This is a genomic window from Myxococcales bacterium (assembly GCA_012517325.1).
In the GTDB taxonomy this organism is placed as follows: domain Bacteria; phylum Lernaellota; class Lernaellaia; order Lernaellales; family Lernaellaceae; genus JAAYVF01.
This window is the reverse complement of sequence record JAAYVF010000122.1, coordinates 25447-44831: the sequence shown is the minus strand read 5'-3', so window position 1 is coordinate 44831 and position 19385 is coordinate 25447. Positions and strand designations below refer to the sequence as shown.

The window sequence follows — 19385 nt, the reverse complement described above, 5'->3', positions numbered from 1 at the left end:
CTTGAACCCGTTTCAACGCCCTGCTAGTCTTTGCCTGGAATAACGGCGCCCAGGGCGCCGAAGGAGAGGTTTGTGCCGCCGCAGCGAAAACGGGTATGGATCCAGGATCCCGGTCCGCGCCATTGGTCGCGCGTGCTGCTCAATATCGTCGTCACCAGCGCGGCGGGCGGCCTGTTGGCGACGGTCATCGCTTCGTTTTTCATGTACCACATTCTCAGCTTGGGCTTGCCGAAGATCGACAAACTGGCCGATTACCGGCCGAATCTGGTCAGCGAGGTCTACGATCGCAACGGCGTTCTGATCGGCGAATTCATGTGGGAAAACCAACGCCGCTACCTGGTGAAGGTGGAGGAAGTGCCGCTGAAGGTCATCCAGGCTTTCATCTCGGCCGAGGACAAGGGCTTTTTCTCGCACCAGGGCTTGGATTACTGGAGCATCTTCCGCGCCGCCTGGGCCAACCTGGCTTCCGGCGAAATCAAGCAGGGAGGTTCGACCATCACCCAACAGGTCGTCAAAAGCCTCCTGCTGACTCCCGAAAAGACCTATACGCGCAAGATGCGCGAAATCATCCTCGCCAAGCGAATCGAGGACCGGCTGACGAAAACCGAAATCCTTTACCTCTACCTGAACCAGATTTATTTCGGCTCGGGTTCTTACGGTATCCAGGCCGCGGCGAACGACTATTTCGGGAAAAACGTCGGCGAGTTGAAGGTCGAGGAAGCCGCCTTGCTGGCGGGGCTGGTGCAGGCGCCCGGCCGCTACAATCCGCGCGCCTACCCGGATCGCGCCCTGGGCCGCCGCCGTTACGTCCTGCAGCGTATGTACGAGGACGGCCACCTGACCGACGCGGAATACAAACAGGCCGACGCCACGCCGCTACGCATCCACGAATCGAACGATCTGAACCGCGAAAAGGCGCCGCATTTCGTCGAACACGTCCGCCGATACCTGATGAAAAAATACGGCGTCGACCGCGTGCTGAAGGACGGCCTGCGCATCACCACGACCTGCGACCTCAAGTTGCAGCGCGTGGCGCACGAGGCGGCGGTGAAGGGCCTGCGCAACCACGCCAAGCGGCAGGGCCTGCTGGTGGTTCCCGAAACCGTGGCGCGGACCGATTGGCCGAAGGCGACCGAGCAGTTGAAGCGGCGCAACGATTTGAAAGGCCCGACCGAAGTCCGCGAGGGCCTGGTGGCGCTGGTGGACGACGTGGCCGGGGTGGTCAAGGTGGATCTGGGCGGTCCCCTGGTGCGGATTCCGTTCGCCGAGATGAAATGGGTGACGAAGGTCGAACGCGGCGGGCAGACGAAAGCCGTCGCGGGCCTGACCCGTCCCGGCCAATTGCTGCGGCCCGGCGATCGCGTCGCGACCTACCGGGCGAACGCCGAGGGCGATTACGTGCTGGCCGCCTGGCCCGCCGCCGAAACCGCGTTTCTGGCGATGGATATCGCTACCCGGCAAGTGCTGGCGATGGTCGGCGGCAAGAATTTCGACGACAGCGAGTTCAACCGCATGGTCCAGGCGAAACGACAGCCGGGCAGCGCCTTCAAGCCGATCGTCTACGGCGCGGCCGTCAACGCCGGCATGACCACCGCCACCGTGTTCGCCGATACGGCGCTGGTGTTCGCCGACAACTGGCGGCCGGCCAACTACGACCGGAAGTTCCGCGGTTACATGTCGCTGCGCGAGGCCCTGACCAAATCGATCAACACCGTGACCATCCGCGTCGCGCAGGCGATCGGCGTCGACTACCTGGTGCGCTTCGCCAACCGGCTGGGCATCCGCAGCATCCGGACCGGCGATCTGTCGATGGCCATCGGCACCTACGAGGTGACGCCGCTCGAGTTGATCAACGCCTACGCGGTGTATGCCTCGGGCGGTCTGTTGATGGATCCGGTTTTCGTGAAAAAGGTGACCGATCGCGACGGCCAGGTGATCGAGGAGGCGGCGATCGACAATTACATCCAACCCGCGCCGCCGCTCGCCGGCGTGCCCGACCTGCGCAATTACAACGACGCCAAGTTCCAGGCGGCGGAAAATCCCGAAACGGCCGCGCCCGACCGCGATCACCGGCTGGCGGAAATCCTGAAAAATTTCGGCCTGGCCAAGGACCAGTCGCCGACGCCCGCGCCGACGCCGCCCGAGGTCACGCCGACCGAGGAGGAACCCGACCACCGCACTGTCCAAGCGCGCGAGGAAGGCAAGATCATCCGCCGCCAGGTGTTGTCGCCGCAGGTTTCCTACATTGTGACCAGCATGATGCACAGCGTGGCCACCGAGGGCACGGGCGCCCGGAGCAATGCGCTGGACCGGATGGTGGCGGGCAAGACCGGCACGACCAACGATTACGCCGACGCCTGGTTCATCGGTTTTTCGCCGCACATCCTGGCGGGCGTCTGGATCGGTTACGACCAGGGCGGCAAGACGCTCGGCGGCGGCGAATCGGGCAGCACGACGGCGCTGCCGGTCTGGATCGACTTCATGCAGACCGCGTTGACCGGCGAAACCAAGGAACCCTTCGCCGCGCCGGCGGGCATCGTGTTCGCGCGGATCGATCCGGATACGGGCTTGTTGGCCCGGCCGGATTCGCCGGGCCGCGAGGAAGTCTTCATCGCCGGCACCGAACCCACCGAGTACGCGCCCAGCGCCAGCGCCCCGCGCCCGGCCGATTTCTTCGACATCGAATACGACGAGGAATGAGCGATGCCGCCCCGCGCCTCCGCCCGGATGTTGTGGGTGCCCGCCATTTTGATTTTGGGTTTGGTGCTGCAAATCGTCGGACTCCACGACCGCTGCCTCAACACCGATGAAGTCTTCACCGCGCTGCTCGCCCGTTCCGGCGACTACCGGGCGCTGGCGGCCGACGTGCATCCGCCGTTGTACCCGGCGCTGCTGGCGTTGCTGATCCGCGCCGGCGTTCCGGAAATCGGTTGGCGATTCCTGTCGGCCCTGTGGTGGCTCGGCGCGGCTCTCGGCGCCTATTTTCTCGGCCGCCGGCTGGCCGGCGAGCGGGTCGGCCTGATCGCGTTGGCGTTGTTGGCGACGTCGCCGCAAGGCCTGCTGGTGGGGTCGTTGGTGCGGTCGTACGCCTTGGCCGCCTGCCTCGGTTCCTGGATTCTCTACCTGGTTGTGCGGGTGTTCGAAGAACCGACGCGCCGGCGGATGCTCGGCCTAACGGTGTTGGCGGCCCTGGGCGGTTACACGTTTTACTATTTCTTTTCTTTGATCGCGGCGATCGCCGTCGGGTCGATATTGTTCCGGCGGACGCGGCGGCCGGGAGCCACGGCGCTCGGCAAGGCGATGATGGCGGCCGTCGGGTTGTTGATTCCCGGCCTGGCGCTGGCGTACTTCCAGGCGCGCGCCGGATTGGGGCAGGGTTGGGAAATCTGGTCGCCGGCGCCGGATCGCCTGATCCGCCGGGTGGCGCAGATTCTCGCGGCGGCGGGCGGGGCGGATGGCATCGATCCGGCGATTCGCGCGATCGGGCCGGCGATCGCGGGCGCGGCGGCGACGGCGGCGGTTTATCTTTTGTTCGCGGTCGGCGTCTGGCGCTTGCGTCGCGAAACGGAGCGGGCGCCGGCGGCCATGCTGTTGGTCGCCGTGATCGGGGGAACGATTGCCCTGGCGTTGACGGCGCATTTTGCGTTGGGCTCGTTCATCGCCATTCACTATTTCGCGATTTTGTCGGGCGGGGTCGCGGTCGTGCTGGCGGCGGCCTTCGCTCCGGCGCGGCGTCAATGGGCGGTCGGGCTGGCGTTGGCGGTCGTGGTGGCCAATCTGTTCGGCGCGCCGGCCGCCTGGCGCGAGGGCCGCGAGGATTTGTGCGCGGCCAGCCGGTGGATCGACGGCCGGCTCGGCGAGGCGGGCGTAGTGCTGGGCGTGGCGTGGTTCGCGGTGGACGGCTATCGCTGGTACGGCCGGGGCCGCCCCTCGCTGGGCGTGCCGGACGATGTGCGGCCGCCGGCCGCGACGGCGATGGTCCGTGCCCGGCCGGGTATCGCCGGCGAAAAGGACATGGCGGCGCTGTTGCCTCGGCTGACGAATTGCCGCGCGGCGGCGTTGCTGTTGACGCACACCGGCTGGCGCGGCGTCGACCGCGGCGCGGCGCTGGTCGCGCAAACCCTGCGACAAGCCGGTTTCGCGGCGGTCGAGGACCGGTCCTGGCCGCCCGGCGATGAACCGGCGCCGGTGCGCGTGGTCCTCTACCGCCGGCCGGAAACGACGGTGATCGAAAACGGGGCTTCTTGTGGTTTCGTTCCCTGAAAAAGTGTATTCTTTGCCGGTAAACTCAAGCGAATTGCCGGATCAAGGGTCGCCATGAAGCGCACGGTACTGGTCATTACGTCCGAATTGCCGCCGTTGCCCGGCGCGCCGGTGGCGGGCGGCGGACTGCGCGTTCGCGGGCTCGTCGAAGCCTTGCGCGGCGCGGGCCACCAGGTGCTGATCTCGCTGCCGGCGGCGCTGGCCGACAAGCACCCGGACCTGCCCGAGGAATATCGCCCCTACCTGCACGAACCCGAAACCCTGAGCCGGATCGTGTACGAGGCGATGCCGCAAGTGGTGCTGGTCGAGCAATGGGGATTGGCCAGCTACCTCGACCCCGGCCTGCCCATGCCGCTGGCGATCGACCTGCACGGGCCGCTCACGCTGGAAAACGCTTTCAAGACCGGCTCGAACTACTTGTCGGACGCGCTGACCAAGATCGAAACCCTCGGCCGCGCCGACCTGCTCCTGTGTCCGGGTCGTGTGCAGAAGGCTTACTTCCTGGCGTGGTTTCTCATGGCGGGCGCGTCGCCGCAATGTCCGCCGCTGGCGCTGGTGCCGCTGGGCATGCCGCCGGCGCTGCCGGCGCGGCAACCCGGCGAACGGGTGCGGGTCGTCTTCGGCGGCCTGACCTGGCCGTGGATCGATCCCTTTCCCGGGTTGCGCGCCGCGGCGGAAGCGCTGGCCGAGCGCGGCGGCGAACTGGCTCTGTTCGTCGGTCCACCGCCGGTCGTCGCCGATCATCCGCTTTACGGCGGCAACCGCGGGCAAGGCAAGGATTACGCGGCGGAGTTGGCCGGGCTGGCGAGCGTCGCCTGGCCCGGGCTCAAGCCGCACGGCGAGTTGCTCGAAAATTACGCGGCGGCGACGGCGGCCTTCGACCTTTACGCGCCCAACGCCGAGCGCGAATTGGCCATCACCACGCGGACGCTCGAATACCTGTGGTGCGGCCTGCCGGTGATTTACGGCGATTACGGCGAACTGGCCGGCCCGATCCGCGAGGCGGGCGCCGGCTGGGTGCTCGATCCGCGGGACGTCGCGGGTGTGCGCGCCGCGGTCGCTTCCCTCTTCGACGACCCCGAGGAAACGGCCCGCAAGAGCCAGGCCGCGCAAAGGCTGGTCCGCGAGCGATACACGTGGGATCGTGTCGCCGGCCCGCTGCTGGCGTTCGTCGATAACCCGGTGAAGCGATCGCCCGCGCCGGCGTTGATCGCGGGGTTCCGCGATTACTACCGTAGCGAGTCCGATCGAAAAATCCGCGAGGGCAAGGAAAAGATCGGCGAGTTGCACGAGGAAATGCGGCGTAAAGCCGAGATCTGGGAAGCACAACGCCGCGAGCGTGAAACCTGGTTCGAGAACGAACTGCGCAAGAAGGAAACGCTGCTCGAAAGCTGGCGCGACAAGGCCGAAAGCCTGCAAAGCGAGGTGGCCGCGAAACTGGCCGACCAGGAAAAGCTGGCCGCCGAACAGACCGCCTTGCTGGCGCAGGCCGAAACCCGCTTCGCCGCGCTGGAGAACGCGGCCGAGGAACGCCGGCTGCACGGGCTCGATCTGGAGCGCGAAAACGACCGGCTGCGCGAGCGGCTTGCCCAAACCGAAAGCGATCTGGTCGAACGCGCCGCCGCGGGCGAGGCGGCGCGCGGCGAGGCCGAGCGGCAAGCCAGGCACCTCGGCGAGCTGTCGGTCGAAATCAACCGGCTCCGCTTCGAAAACGAAAAGCTGACGCGCGAACTGGCCGACGCGCGGGCGATCCCCTTCGCCAAGTTTCGCGGCAAATGGGCGCGTCGCGCCGAGGTGGTACTCGTCAAACTGCCCAAGCTGGTCTGGCTCTTTTCGGTCAACCTGCTGACCAACGGCAAGCAACGGCTGCGTTCCGGCCGCGCCGCCGGCGAGCCGACGGACCGGACGTGACCTCCCCCCGCGAACCGCGGGAACGTCTCCGCGAACTGCAACAACAAGCGCCGGAAATCGCCGCGCGCGCGCGGGAACTGCTGCGCCGCCAGGACGAGCTGCTGAGCGGCTGCGTCCGACCGTCCGGCCCGCTGGCCGACGCGGTGCTGCTGGTTCACGTGCCGCCGGCCGACCGTGATCTGCCGCCGCTGGAACTGGCCTACGAACTGGAATTTCTGCGCCACGCCGGTTATCGGCCCCGGCTGCTCGACGCGGCGGCGCTGACTCCCGCGGCGACGGACGAGGCGTTGGCCGAGGAAATCGACCGGGCCGAGAAAGCGATCGTCGGGCTGTATGTCGTTTCCGAGAATCGCGCGGCGGCGATCCGCCTGTCCGGCCGCTTGAAAAAGAACGCCGCGCGCTTCCTTTTTTTATTCGGCCCGGGCCTGGCCGAACCGCCGGCCGCCGCGACGTCGGCCGAAATCGCGGCCGACGCCCTGGTGATCGGTCCGCCGGAAATCACCGTCGTCGCGTTGCTCGAGGCGATCGCCGCGCGGCGCGATCCGGCCGCGCTGCCGGGTGTGCTCTGTCCGGGCGCGACCGGACGTACGCCGTATCGCCCGCGCCCGCCGTTGGCCGAGGCCGATCAAATGCCCGCGCCGACCTACGAGGACTTTGATCCGGCCGCTTACCGGGCCCGGGCGCTGCCGTTGGCCTTCAATCCCGGCGGCGCGGCGGCTCGACCCCGTTCGGCGGCGCGGCTGGTGGCGGAAATGCGCGATCACCTGACACGGTGGGGTGTGCGCCACTTCGTTTTTCTGGATGCGGCCGGAACGGTCGATCATCGGCGCCTGGACGAGTTCGCGACGTTGCTCGCCGCAGCCGATCTGGCGGTGCGGTTCCGGCTCGATCTGGGCTACGCGCCCGAGCCGTCACGGCTGCTGGCACATCGACTGGCGCGGGCCGGTTGCTTCGAGTGGCGGCTACCGCGGCCGGCGGACGAAATCCAGCGCGCGGCGCTCGCGCGGGCGTGCCTCGTCGCCGCGGAAGCGGGGATTACCGTCACGAATGATTAATGAGGGCGGACCGCCAGGTAGATCGTATCGCCCGGCTCGTTCAGCTTTTTGCCGATTTCGGTGGTGTCGAATTCCTCGACGGCCGGGAAAACCAACCGTAGGGCTTCCAGAAAAACGGGATTGGGTTGCGGGCTCCAGACGGCCAGCACGCCGCCGGGGCGCAGCGCGTCGCGGCAGGTCTCCACGCCGGCGCGGTCGTACAATCCCGCGTTGCCCGGCGCGGCCAGCCAGCCCGGCCCGTTGTCCACGTCCAGCAGCAGCAGATCAAACGCCGCCGGACTGTCGCGCAGCACGTCGGCCAGGTCGGCGATGCGCATCTCGACGCGCGGATCGTCCACCGCGCCGCCGGTGACCTCGCGGAAATAGAGCCGGTTCCACTCGACCACCTTGGCGCCGATCTCGGCGACCACCACTCGGGTGACGCCCGGCAAGGCCAGGATGGCGCGCAAGGTGTGCCCGGCGCCGAGGCCGCCGACCAGCACGGCGAGCGATTCGACCGGTCGTTGCAGGCGTTCGTGGGCCAGGGGCGCCATGGCCTGTTCGCTGTGCGCGCCGTGCGAGGCCATGAGAAAATTGCCGCCCAGGCGGATTTCGTAGCCGACGTCGCCGTTCTCGGCGTCGTAGCGGCGGAGGGTCAACAGACCGAGGGGTGTTTCCTCGGAATCGATATCCGTATAACCGACGTACATGTTTCAGTTCCCCGGGTCGGCGCCGTCCACCCGCTCGACGCGGCGCAGGATATTGCGCATCTCGCGTTGGACATCCTGGTTGGCGGGATCGATTTCCTGCGCTTTTTCCAGTTCGGAAACCGCCAGATCGGGCTCGCCGGCCTCGTTGAAAATCCGCGCCAGCTCGAGGCGGGCATCGAGGTAATTCGGGTCCATTTCGAGCGTGCGGCGCAGGGCATCGACGCTGTCGAACAGCCGCTCCGACGAATCCATGAACCGATTGCGCGAGGTCGCCTGCGCGTAGTTGAGCAGCACGATTTTATCGTCGCCGCGCCGGACGAGCAGTTCCTCGAAGCATTTTTGCGCCTTGCTGTAGGTCTTGCTTTTGAGCAACTGGCGGCCCAGCCGCAACAACCGCTTGTCGGAAAGCGGGCCGGCCGCCGATTCCTCTTCTTCCGGCTTGTCCGCATCGGCCTCGGAATCGGCCGGGGCCGTCGGCCGGGCGAAAGTCGCGGTCGTCGGCGGGCCCGCCGGCCGGGCGAAAGTCGCGGTCGTCGGCGGGGCCGCCGGTCGGGCGGAAGTCGCGGTCGTTGGCGGGGCCGGACGCGGCGGTTCGGCTTTCGGCGGTTCCACCTTTGGCGGTCGGGCCGCGGATTTCCATTCCTCTTCCGGATTGAACGTGATGACTTTCAGGATGCCCAGCGCGTATACCGCCCAGGTGATTTTTTCCTGGTCGTTGTCGGCCATCGACAGGACATCGCCGAGCACCCGGTGCCGTTGCGCCGCCTCCACCGCTTTTTGGATCATCGGGCGCTTGGCCAGGTCGGGCAGTCGTTCGGGATCGTCGCCGAGGTACATGGCTTTGAGCGCGCGGCCCTTGCCTTCCAGCGAGTCGGTGATTTTTTCGGGCGAGAAATGCCGCTTGGCGGCCAGTTCGATGATGACAGCCGGGTCGAGCGGTTCGCCGCCGGAAACCGGATGCGCCAGCCAGGAAAACCGGGAACCGCTGGGCCGGCAGAGGTCGCGCAGAATGGCGTAACCGAAGCCGCGGACGGCGTCGCGCAATTGCTCGGGCGGCAGCAATTCCATCCGTTCCACCGCCTCTTGTTCGGTGATGCCTTCCTGCAGCGCGCGATTACGGATTTCACGGGCGACCTCGCCGTCGATTTTATCGTCGCGCACCAACCGGCGGGCGAAGCCTTCCGAATCGACGAAAACGGGCAAACCCTGTTCGAAGGAAATTTCGATCTCGCCGAACTCATCCTTCACCGAGAGCACGCCGCTGGTCTTGAGGTGGAAGATCCGGCCGAGCAACAGATGAAACGGCATTTGCTTGAAAGTGCTTTCCGCCGGGATGCCTTCTTCCTGGATTTTCCGCTGCTGGACGCGCGCCGCGCGGTCGTCACCGCCGCCGGAATCGGCCTTGCCGATCAGCCGTTCGACGATTTCCAGCAGGCGCGCCGCGTCGATCGGCTTGGTGATTTGATCGTTGGCGCCCATCCGGCGGATGAGGAACGGGCTCGCGGCGGTCAACTGGTTGATCGCGACGATCGGCACCTTGACGTCGCGGGCGCGGATGCGGCGGATCAGCTCGGTTCCCTGCAAATCCGGCATCAGCAGGTTCAAAACGACCAGATCGGGGAATTCGTCGAGAACCAGCCGCACCCCTTCGGCGCCCGTCGACGCCAGCAGGGTCTGGTAGCCCGGCTTTTGCAGCGCCGTTTCCAGAAGCGCCGCGTCGCCGGCGTTGAACTCGATGATCAGCACTTTCTTTGTCGCCATGATCGCTCACCCGGTTTAGTAGAATTCGCGAAAGTAGATGACGCCGCCGTGCACGACTCGCTTGATGTTTTTCTCCGCGATCAATTTTTCGACGATTTTCGTGGCCACGATTTTATGCAAACCCAGACTCTTGGTGATGTCTTCCAACGTCACGCTGCGGCGCCGGATCATCTCGAGCACCCGCGTCTCCAGATCGTCGTCGTCCGGCGAGCGGTTGGCGGTCGGCGGCGGGCCGGCGACCGACGCCGCCGGGCCGAACATCTGCGCGATGCGCTCCAGTTCCGCCGGACTCAGAGCCTGCGCGTATTCCTCCGCCGGCGGGCGCACCACGGTGTTCAAATGGATTTTATCGGGACGCAGGCGATCCATCGCCCGCCGCAGGGCCATCAGTTCGGCCGGGTCGTCGTTGTAACCCTTGACCAGCATGATTTCGAGAAAGATCTTGCCCGGGTATTCGCGGCGGAATTCCTCGAGGCCGTCGATGATCCGGTCGACCCGCAGGCCGGCGTGCGGGCGGTCGAGTTTTTCGAACATCGTCTGCGTGGCGGCGTCGAGGCTCGGCACGACGATGTCGGCCTTGGCCAGATCGTGGCGCACATCGGGCCGGTCGATCAACGTCGCGTTGGTGATCACCACGACCGGGGTCCGGCAGCGGTTTTTGACGCGGTCGATGAACTGGCCGAGATCGCGGTGCAGTGTCGGCTCGCCGGAGCCGGAAAACGAAACGACGTCGATGCCGTTTTTGGGCAGGTTTTCGTCGATGGCCCGGTTCACCTCGGCGGTCGGCACCGGCAACCCGCGCTTGAGCGATTTGGCATAGGTGCAACCGACCTGGCAATAGATGCAATCCAGGGTGCATAGCTTGTGATCGGGCGGCAGCAAATCGATGCCCAGGCTGTAACCTAACCGGCGGCTGGGAACGGGGCCGAAAACGATGCTCAAAATACTCCTCTCGTTCTTCTTTCTCTGATTGTTTGCGCGAAGCAATGATATTCAGGGGGATGGGGAAAGTCAAAGACCGTCGCGGAAAAGAGGCGGTTACCGATGCTCGTAAACGAGCAACGAATCCTCCTGGTGGGCGAGGCGGTAGTCGCTCTGGAAAAGCGGATGCTCCAGCAGGCTGCGGCCGTAGGCGAAATCGCTGCTCAGGCCCGATGCCGTCCGCCGCGCGCCGCCGATGATGATGAACCGCGGCCGCCGGCCGAGGATGTACGCCGGGTCGACCTTCTCGTGCCGTTTGCCCGGCACGCGCGCGAGGTGGGCGTCGGTCAACCCGAAGCAGTCGATGGTCGGCAGATTGGTCAGGTAGGGGATCAGGCCGGCTTCGCCGGTCGCCAGCCAGTCGGAGCCCGGGGTTTGCCCTTGCAGCCAATCGACCACCTTCGCGTAAGGCGCGGCGAAGAACTCGGCGTCGCGATAGCCGGTCCAGCCGCTCGGCGCGCGGCTGGTTTGTCGGACCGCGTAGAGGTGCGCGGCGAGGGCCGGCAGCACGAGCAGGGCGATCGCCACGCGACGCCAACCGGCGGTCCAGTCGGCGACCCGCTTGTGGTGCAACGCCTGTTCGAGGCGCGCGGCGACCGTCGGCGCCAGCAGGCAGAGGATCGCCATCGCCGGCACCGCGAAGCGCCAGCCCGGCATCCAATCGCCGCCGCCGACGACGATGAACGCGGCCTGGGCGGCCAGCGCGGCCAGCAGCACGAGCGACCGCGCCGTGGTTTTGCGCCAGGGCGCGAGGTCCGCCGCGAACAGCGGCAGGAGCAGCGCGTTGCCCCAGAGCGCCGGCCCCAGGGCGCCCAGCAGGTAGCGCCCGCCGTCGGCCCAGGTGCTCAAACCGCCGCCGGCCTTGGCGTAGAACGTGTTCGGCCACCACAGGCCGTAATAGGCGTGCCGCCAGAGGAAATAACCGCCCAGCGGCAATAGCGCCAGCAATGTGAAAATCGCGTCGGCCGCGTCCGGCCGCGCCCCGTCGCGCCGCAACAAAAGCGCCCGCGCCGCCAGGGCGGCGACCAGGAAAATGACGCCCTCGGGCCGCGACAGCGCCAGCAGGCCGAAGAGCAGGCCGGCCAGCGCGCGCCAGGCCCGGCGTCCGGTTTCCAGCGCGCGGATGTAACCGCCGAGCGCCAGGACCAGCAGCAGCAGGTGCAGCCCCGTTTCCATGCCGGAAGCCGCCCAGAAGGCGGGATAGCCGGCCAGGCCGAAGAGCAACGGCGTCAGGCCCCAGTATGGAGACCCGACGGGGTCGCGGCGCGCCAGCGCCGCGCCGAGCAGCAAGGCCAGCAGCCCGGCGACGAGGCCGATGCCTTTCGCCGCCGCCGTCAGGCGCGCGGGGGTCGCCAGGAGCGGTTGCAGCGCGGTCAACAGCGCCAGCAGGACCGGGTTGGAAAACCCCTCGACGCGTTCGCCGGGGTTGTAGACCGCTCCCTGGCCGGCGGCGATGTTTTTTGCGTAGCGCAGCGTGATGTAGATGTCGTCGGGCGCGTAGTTGAGGAAATGCACCGCCACCAGCAGGTAGAGCGCCGCGCCGATCAGCAATAGCGCGAGGGGCGTCCGGCCGGATTTCACGCGGGCCTCCTACAGCCAGGGTTGCGCCTTCGGATCGAGCCGGTCGCGCAACGCGTCGCCGAGAAAATTGAACGACAGCACCGTCAGCATAATGGCCAGTCCCGGCACGATCGACAAGTACGGCGCGAACAACAGATAGTCGACGCCGCCCGCCAGCATGGCTCCCCAGGTCGGGATGTTCTGCGGGCCCAGCCCCAGGAAAGACAGGCTGGCCTCGCCCAGGATCACCCCGGCCATGCCGAATGTCGCCTGGACGAGCACCGGCGGCAACACGTTGGGCAAAATGTGCCGCCAGAGAATGCGCGTCGTCGAGGCGCCGTAGCCGCGCGCCGCCAGCACGAACTCGCGCTCGCGCAGCGACAGCACCTGGCCGCGCACCAGCCGCGCGAAGCCGGTCCAGCCCAGGATCGACAGCGCGAAGATGACGTTGCCCAGCGAGGGCCCGAGGATGCCGGTGACGGCGATGGCCAGCAGGATGCCGGGAAAGGCCAGCAGGATGTCGACCAGCCGCATGACGAGTTGATCGACCGCCCCGCCCAGGTAGCCGGCCAGCAGGCCGATCAGGGTGCCCACCGTCAGCGAGATGGAAATCACCACGAGGCCGACCAGGGCGCTGGCGCGCGCCCCCACCAGCAGGCGCGAGGCCAAATCGCGGCCCAGTTCGTCCTGGCCGAACCAGTGCGCGCGGCTCGGTCCGGCCAGCGCGCCCGGCAGGTCGAGGGCCTCGGGGTCGTGCGGGGCCAGCGCGCCGCCGAAAACCGCGGCCGTCGCCAACAGCGCGACCAGCACCAACCCGATCGCGGCGGCCGGCGACTTCATGAGTTGCCGTACCGGATGCGCGGGTCGATCGCCGCGTAGAGCAGATCGACCAGCAGGTTGATCAGCACGTAGCCGAAGCTGATGTACAGCACGCAGCCCTGTACCAGCGGATAATCGCGGCTCTGGATCGCCTCGATGAACAGGGTGCCCAGCCCCGGCCAGGAAAACACGTTTTCGGTGATGACCGCGCCCGACAGCAGCGCGCCGAACTGCAGGCCCACCACCGTCACCACCGGGATCAGCGCATTGCGCAGCACGTGCTTAAACAACACCGTGCGCGGCGGCAGACCCTTGGCGCGCGCCGTCCGCACGAAATCCTCCGACAACACCTCCAACACGCTGGCCCGCGTCATCCGCGACAGAATCGCCGCCATGCCCGCGCCCAGCGTCACCGCCGGCAGCACCAGGCTGACCAGCCCCTCGCGGCCGCCGACCGGCAGCCAGCCGGCGTGCAGCGAAAAGAGCCAGATGAGCAGCGGCCCCAGCCAGAAGTTGGGCATCGAAACGCCAAACATCGCCACCAGCATGCTGAGGTTGTCGAACGCGCCGTATTGCTTGACGGCCGCCACCACGCCGATCGGAATGGAAATGAGCAGCGCGACCGTCAGCGCGGCGACCGCCAGCTCCAGCGTGGCCGGCAGGCGCTCCAGCAGCACCTCGGCGACCGGTTTGCGGTAAAAAAAGCTCTGGCCGACCTCGCCTCGCGCCAGCCCCGCCAGAAAATGCCCGTACTGCGCCGGTAGCGGCTCGTTCAGGCCCAGGCTGTCGCGTAGCGCGTCCTTGTCGGCCTGCTCGGCCGTCTCGCCGAGCATCACCTCCACCGGATCGCCCGGGATCAAATGGAGGAAGAAGAACACCAGGGTCGCGACGCCCAGCATCGTGGGTAAAAGCAGCAACAGGCGGCGGCCGATGTAGCGGATCATGTCGCCCGCTTGCGGAAACGCGCGTCGAGCGCGAGCACGCCGTCGGGGCCGGCGACGATGGGGTTGAGGTCCGCTTCGCCCAGACCGGGGGTCCAGGCGAGCCTACCCAACCGCACGAGCAGATCGGCGAGGGCGCCGCGCCGGATGCCCGGCCGGCCGCGGAAACCGGCGAGCAGTTTTTGTCCCGGCAGTTCCGCGATCATTTCCAGGGCTTCGCTCCGGGTGATCGGGGCCAGGCGCAGGCTGACCTTTTCCATCGCCTCGGCGGCGACGCCGCCCCAGCCGAGCAGCAGCACCGGGCCGAAGCTGGGATCGAATTTGACGCCGCCGATCAGTTCGAGGCCCGGCGGCGCCATCGGCATGAGCAGGGCGCCGGTGAAACGCGCGCCGGGTTGCCGGGCCGCCAGGTTTTCCCGCAGTTGCGCGAACGCGGCGCGCACCTCGCGGGCGGAGCCGAGATCGAGCCGGACCCCGCCGACTTCGCTTTTGTGCACCACGTCGGGGCTTTCCAGCTTCAGGGCGACCCGGCCGCCCAGGCGCCGGTAGGCCGCGACCGCCGCCGCGGCGGTGGCCGCGAAGGCCACCGGCGGATGCGCGATGCCGCAAGTATCCAGCAGGGCGAAGGCCTGTTCCGCGGGCAGCCAGCCGCCGGGCGGCGCCGCGGCCAATAAAGCCGCGGCGGCCGCGTTCGGCCGCGGCCGGGGCATCGCTCGGGGTTTTCGCTGCTGCGCCCGCCGCCAGTCGCGGCCGGCCGCCAGGGCCGCCACCGCCTCCTCGGCCGACGTGAAAATCGGGAAGTCGCTGTAGGCCTTCAGGCGCGCCAGCTCCTCGGGGTAGGTGTAGAGCACCAAGGCCAGCGGTTTGTCGTGTTGCCGGCAAAGCTCCCGGGCGCGGTCGACCAGCCGTTCGGGAACGCGCGGGTTGTAGTTGGACAGCATCATGAAGAGGAAAATCACGCCGTCGATTTCCGGCAGCGCCATGACCCCTTCCATGATGGTCACGAAGGCGTCCATTTCGTAGAGGTCGCCGACGTCGAGCGGATTGCCCAGGCGGATGACGTCGGCGCGCACGGCCCGGCGCACCAGTTCGAGAAATTCCGCCGGTAACTCGGGAAAGACCAGGCCCGCCTTGCCGCACTCGTCGGCGGCGATGATGGCGTGGCCGCCCGAGCGGCTGACCACGACCGTGCGATCGCCCTTCATCGGCGGCAGCAAAAAGGCCTTCACCTTGGCGACGGTGTCGCCCAGGTTCGAGGTGCGCCGCGCGCCGGCCTGGGCCAGGGCGGCGTCGACCACGGCGTCGTCGTTGGCCAGCGCGGCGGTGTGGCTGCCGGCGATCGCGCGGCTGGCCTCGCCGATGTTGGCCTTGTGGACGAGGACGGGTTTCGGGCAGGCGCGGATCGCCGCGCAGAGGGCGCGGCCGTCGGCGATCGATTCGAGATAGGCCATGACGATGCCGGTGGAATCGTCGGCGGCCAGAAAGGGCAGGAGGTCGGTTTCGTCGACGTCGATCTTGTTGCCCAGCGACACGAACTTGGCCAGGCCGATGCCTTCGGCCAGGAATTGGCTGGCGTACAGCAGGCCCACGCCGCCCGATTGCGCCAGCACGCTCACCGGCCCTTGCGGCGGCCGCGGCATCGCGGTGAACGGCACCGCCAGCCCCGAATGATTGTCCACCAGGCCGATGCCGTTGGGCCCGATGAACCGCAGCCCGTGCCGGCGGGCCAATTCTTTTAATTCCGCCTGCAACGCGGCGCCGCGTTCGCCCAGTTCGGCGAAGCCGCCCGATTCGACGATCAACCGCTTGACGCCGCCGGCCGCGCACTCCGCGAAAATCCCCGGCACCGTTGCCGCCGGGGTGAGGATCACCGCGAGGTCGACGCCGTCGCCGGCATCCCGCAGCGTCGGCACGATGGGCAGGCCGGCAAGTTCGCCGCCGCCGCGGCCGATCGGCGAAACGCGGCCGGGGTAGCCGAACTTGAGCAGGTTTTGCACGATGCGCGCCCCGAGGTTTCCCGGGCGGGTCGAAACGCCGAAAACCGCCACGTGCCGGGCGCTGAAAAACTCCCGCATGATTGGGCTCCCGAATGCCGGATGCCTCAAGCTAGCCGGACCCTCCGATGGCGTCAAGGCAAATCCCGGCGCCGTCCCTGGTCAAATGCCCGGAAACGCTTTATATATCGAGCCGATGATGACCGCCTCCCGAACATTCCGCTGCCTGATCCTGGCGCTGGTCGCCGGCTTGCTGGCCGGTTGCTGGGCGCTGCCGCAACTCGACAGTTTCACGCTGGAGGCGCGGGTGGGGCCGTCGGGTTCGCTGCTCGCCTACGGCAATTGCGACGTTCCCGACGGGGTGCTGGTGCTGGTGCGGGCCGTGGGCGGCAAGACGTACGGCGCGCAGGTGGAGTCGGCGATTCTGACGCCGGTCGTGAAGAAGCGCTATTACGTCGACCTCGGCCTGTCGCTGCCGCTGACCTACCGCGTGGAGGCGATCCTGTCGCCGGATTTCAACGCGCCCAAGGCCCTGCCGGAAAAGGCTTACCAGTTCGGCGATCCCGACCTGATTTTGCGCGAAAAAGACGGACGCTGGTCGATCCGGCGCGCGGCCGAAAGCCGTATCGGTTCGGCCGAGGATCAAAAACTGCTGGTCGGCCGCCACCTGTCGCGGCTGGAAGCCGCCGCGCGGATGCTCGAGCGCCACGCGGCGGCCTTGCGCGAAATCGAAACCGGCAACCGGCCCGGCGACCTGGCGCGCTGGTACCGGATGTACCTGGAAGCCCGGCGCGTCGCGCTGCCCGCGGCCACGGGCATCGATCCGCTCTATCCGACCCTCTACGGGCAAATCAAGGAAGCCGACGAGACGCTGCAGCGGCGTTTTCACGACACGCTCGCCAAGCTGACCGGCGCCAAGGATGAGGAAGACAAGATGGAAGCCGGCTGGAACCTCGTCGACGAGCGGATTGCCCGCGTGAAGCAAGAAGTCGAGGCGCTGCAAGCCAAAGCCGCCCCGTAAGCAAGTCCGGAAAGTCCACGGAGCGGCGACGGGCGTTTCGCGGGCGACGATCCGAAAAAAAACGCCCCCGGAAACCGCGGTTCCCGGGGGCGTTCGTTTGACCAGCGACGAACTATTCGGCCTTGGGTTCCTTAACCACCATGTTTTCGGCCAGCAATTCGGCCAGGTCCACCAGCCGCTGCGATTCCATCGCTTTTTCCAGCGACGACCGCTTGCAGGCTTCGTCGAACATCATGCCGCAGAACGGGCACGCGGTGACGATGTTCTGCGCGCCCACGCCGACGACCTCGTCGGCCCGGACGTTGTTGATGCGGTAGATGCCGTTGGCTTCGTCGATGTGCTCCTCGAGCCACACGCGACCGCCGCCCGCGCCGCAGCAGAACGTCTTGAGCTCGCGGCGCTCGGGTTCCATCACGCGGTAGCCCGCGGCGGCCAGCAGCTCGCGCGGCTCGGCCGTGAGGTCGTTGTAGCGCGACAGGAAGCACGAGTCGTGGTAGACCGCCGTCTTGCCGTTGCCGCCCTTCAGCTTGATCTTGCCGCTCTTCACGAGTTGGTTCAGCAGTTCGGTGTAGTGGAAGACCTGCCACTCGAAACCGAAGTCGGGATACTCGTGCTTCAGGCAGTTGTAGCCGTGCGGGCAGAGGGTGACGACCTTCTTGCCCTTGAACGTCGGATCGAGGCCCGCGTCGGTGCAGGTCGACTTGAACATGGCGATGATCGCCTGGAAGGACGCTTCGTTGCCGAGCCGGCGCATGCTGTCGCCGCAGCAGAATTCCATTTCGCCGAGGATGGCGAAGTTGACGCCGGCTTCCTTCAGGATTTTCGCGAAGGCCCGGTTGGCCTTGATCGCCTTGGCGTCGAACGCGCCCATGCAGCCGATGAAGAACAGGTATTCGTATTCGGGGTTGTCGAACACCGTGGGCAGGCCGTCTTCCGCCGCCCACTTGGCGCGGTCGCCCGGGTTCATGCCCCACGGGTTGCAGTTGGTGTCCATGTTCTTGAAGAAGGTTTTGCAGGCGGCCTCGGAGTCGTCGAACTCCATGGCCAGCTCGCGCCGCATGGCGGTGATGAGGGGCACGTGCTCGATCATCACCGGGCAGGCGTTCATGCAGGCCATGCAGTTGGTGCAATCCCACAGGACCTTCGAATCGACGTAACCGACAACCGCCGGCTCCTCGCCGTTCATCGCCGCCTCGACCTTCAGCAGGAACTTCCCGCCCTCGGGCACGGCTTCCGCGGCGCCCTCGGCGGGCTTGCCGGACAGTTCCACCTGCGCGTCGCGCTTGGCGGCCCACTTGGCCTGCCAATAATTCTTGGTGGCCTGGATGAATTCCTTCGGCGAGAGGTGCTTGCCGGTGTTGTAGGCCGGGCACTGGTCCTGGCAGCGGCCGCATCGGGTGCAGGCGTCGAGCTGCAGGATTTCACGCCAGGTGAGGTTTTCGAGGCGCTTGTAGCCCAGTTCGACTTCCTCGCCCTTTTCCATCCGCTCCATCATGTCGGGGATCGGTTCGATGATCTTGCCCTTGGGCTTCAGGCTGTGGGTGAAAATGCTGCCCGCGGTCGAGAAGATGTGCAATGCCTTGGTGTAGGGAATCAGCGCGACGAAGGCCAGCGAGATCAGAATGTGCACGGTCCAGAACAGCTTGTGCAGGGCCGGGCTGTCGCCGAATAGCTTGCCGAGCCCGAAGCCGACGAAACTCGAGGCCTCGTAGCCGACGTTGTTCAGGCCCTTGGCGCCCATCACCACGCCGATGCGCGCGCCCTCGGTCAGGAAGCCGGTGACGAGAATCGCCAGGATGAACAACAGCAGCGTCGCGTCCTCGGATTTGTTGTCCAGGCCCTTGGGCTTGGTCACGTAACGGCGGAACATGGCCAGGACGATGCCGACGATCGCCAGCAGGCCGAACAAATCCAGCAGGAAGCTGAAAATGACGTAGAAATTGCCGTGGATGAACTTGTTGCCGGTCAGCAGCCGCCAGAAGTCTTCATCGAGCACCGTCAGCGCGGTCCCGATGAACAGCACGACGAAGCCCCAGAAAATCAACAGGTGGAAAGTCCCCTGATAGGTTTCCTTGATGACTTTGAGTTGGGCGATCCAGTAGCGCAGCAGTTCGCCGGCGCGGGCGCCCTTGGCGTCGAGTGCCCCTTCCGCCTTCCGCCCGAGGCGGTAGGCCTGGATGCGTTGCCACCAGCCATAAACGAACACGGCAACCACGACCACGGCGATGGCGTAAATGATCCACCGCGTGTACGCCCAGAACCCGGGGTACATTTCCCACATGGGCAGGCGTTCGACGCCGCTTTTCACGATTTCTTCGGTTGGCATCGCTTGATACTCCTCGTTATGAAAAGATCGTCAGGGCGAGGCGACGCCCCACGCGCCGCCTCGC

General features: G+C 66.9%; 13 protein-coding genes. 5 read left to right on the top strand and 8 right to left on the bottom strand.

Annotated elements, in window-relative coordinates; genetic code table 11:
* Positions 1-72: 72 nt before the first annotated feature.
* Genes GX444_20030 through GX444_20015 form a run of 4 tightly spaced genes read left to right on the top strand, consistent with a single transcriptional unit; the run spans position 73 to position 7229 of the window.
* The gene (locus tag GX444_20030) at positions 73-2700 is read left to right on the top strand and encodes a penicillin-binding protein (protein NLH50871.1); all 2628 of its coding nucleotides are present in this window, start codon (positions 73-75) and stop codon (positions 2698-2700) included.
* Between the two features lie 3 nt (positions 2701-2703).
* Complete coding sequence (locus GX444_20025; GenBank protein ID NLH50870.1) at positions 2704-4263, top strand: hypothetical protein; 1560 nt, start codon at positions 2704-2706, stop codon at positions 4261-4263.
* Positions 4264-4317: 54 nt separating this feature from the next.
* Positions 4318-6174, top strand: coding sequence for a glycosyltransferase (locus tag GX444_20020; GenBank protein ID NLH50869.1), 1857 nt, complete (start codon positions 4318-4320; stop codon positions 6172-6174).
* Complete coding sequence (locus GX444_20015) at positions 6171-7229, top strand: hypothetical protein (GenBank protein NLH50868.1); 1059 nt, start codon at positions 6171-6173, stop codon at positions 7227-7229. Before GX444_20020 ends, GX444_20015 begins: the two co-directional genes overlap by 4 nt.
* On the opposite strand, the gene GX444_20010 is transcribed toward GX444_20015, so the two are convergent.
* From GX444_20010 to GX444_19980, 7 genes are all read right to left on the bottom strand, one after another.
* Positions 7226-7918, bottom strand: a complete 693-nt coding sequence (locus GX444_20010) for a spermidine synthase (GenBank protein ID NLH50867.1) — start codon at positions 7916-7918, stop codon at positions 7226-7228. The two genes, GX444_20015 and GX444_20010, sit on opposite strands and share 4 nt — an antisense overlap.
* 3 nt (positions 7919-7921) lie before the next feature.
* The gene (locus GX444_20005; protein ID NLH50866.1) at positions 7922-9679 is read right to left on the bottom strand and encodes a response regulator; all 1758 of its coding nucleotides are present in this window, start codon (positions 9677-9679) and stop codon (positions 7922-7924) included.
* A gap of 15 nt (positions 9680-9694) precedes the next feature.
* A complete protein-coding gene (locus GX444_20000) occupies positions 9695-10621 on the bottom strand; it encodes a radical SAM protein (GenBank protein NLH50865.1) in 927 nt (308 codons plus the stop codon).
* 96 nt (positions 10622-10717) lie between these two features.
* Positions 10718-12241 carry a hypothetical protein gene (locus tag GX444_19995; GenBank protein ID NLH50864.1) on the bottom strand — a complete coding sequence of 508 codons (1524 nt, stop codon included), beginning with the start codon at positions 12239-12241 and terminating at the stop codon, positions 10718-10720.
* Positions 12242-12250: 9 nt separating this feature from the next.
* Positions 12251-13060: an ABC transporter permease gene (locus GX444_19990; GenBank protein NLH50863.1), complete on the bottom strand. Its 810-nt coding sequence runs from the start codon at positions 13058-13060 to the stop codon at positions 12251-12253.
* A complete protein-coding gene (locus GX444_19985; GenBank protein NLH50862.1) occupies positions 13057-13983 on the bottom strand; it encodes an ABC transporter permease in 927 nt (308 codons plus the stop codon). The genes GX444_19990 and GX444_19985 overlap by 4 nt, the downstream gene beginning before the upstream one ends.
* Complete coding sequence (locus GX444_19980) at positions 13980-16055, bottom strand: hypothetical protein (protein ID NLH50861.1); 2076 nt, start codon at positions 16053-16055, stop codon at positions 13980-13982. Before GX444_19980 ends, GX444_19985 begins: the two co-directional genes overlap by 4 nt.
* 118 nt (positions 16056-16173) lie before the next feature.
* Here GX444_19980 and GX444_19975 point away from each other — a divergent pair, with 118 nt between their 5' ends.
* A complete protein-coding gene (locus tag GX444_19975; GenBank protein ID NLH50860.1) occupies positions 16174-16995 on the top strand; it encodes a hypothetical protein in 822 nt (273 codons plus the stop codon).
* A 112-nt stretch (positions 16996-17107) separates the two neighbouring features.
* On the opposite strand, the gene GX444_19970 is transcribed toward GX444_19975, so the two are convergent.
* Entirely contained in the window at positions 17108-19321 is a 2214-nt protein-coding gene (locus GX444_19970) for a 4Fe-4S dicluster domain-containing protein (GenBank protein NLH50859.1), read from the bottom strand.
* Positions 19322-19385 lie beyond the last annotated feature (64 nt).

Excerpts from the sequence above, each read along its gene's own strand:
- GX444_19990 (NLH50863.1), bottom strand. The coding sequence starts at position 13,060 with ATGAAGTCGCCGGCCGCCGCGATCGGGTTGGTGCTGGTCGCGCTGTTG.
- GX444_19980 (NLH50861.1), bottom strand. The coding sequence starts at position 16,055 with ATGCGGGAGTTTTTCAGCGCCCGGCACGTGGCGGTTTTCGGCGTTTCG.
- GX444_19975 (NLH50860.1), top strand. The coding sequence starts at position 16,174 with ATGACCGCCTCCCGAACATTCCGCTGCCTGATCCTGGCGCTGGTCGCC.
- GX444_20020 (NLH50869.1), top strand. The coding sequence starts at position 4,318 with ATGAAGCGCACGGTACTGGTCATTACGTCCGAATTGCCGCCGTTGCCC.
- GX444_19970 (NLH50859.1), bottom strand. The coding sequence starts at position 19,321 with ATGCCAACCGAAGAAATCGTGAAAAGCGGCGTCGAACGCCTGCCCATG.
- GX444_20025 (NLH50870.1), top strand. The coding sequence starts at position 2,704 with ATGCCGCCCCGCGCCTCCGCCCGGATGTTGTGGGTGCCCGCCATTTTG.
- GX444_19985 (NLH50862.1), bottom strand. The coding sequence starts at position 13,983 with ATGATCCGCTACATCGGCCGCCGCCTGTTGCTGCTTTTACCCACGATG.
- GX444_20005 (NLH50866.1), bottom strand. The coding sequence starts at position 9,679 with ATGGCGACAAAGAAAGTGCTGATCATCGAGTTCAACGCCGGCGACGCG.
- GX444_20010 (NLH50867.1), bottom strand. The coding sequence starts at position 7,918 with ATGTACGTCGGTTATACGGATATCGATTCCGAGGAAACACCCCTCGGT.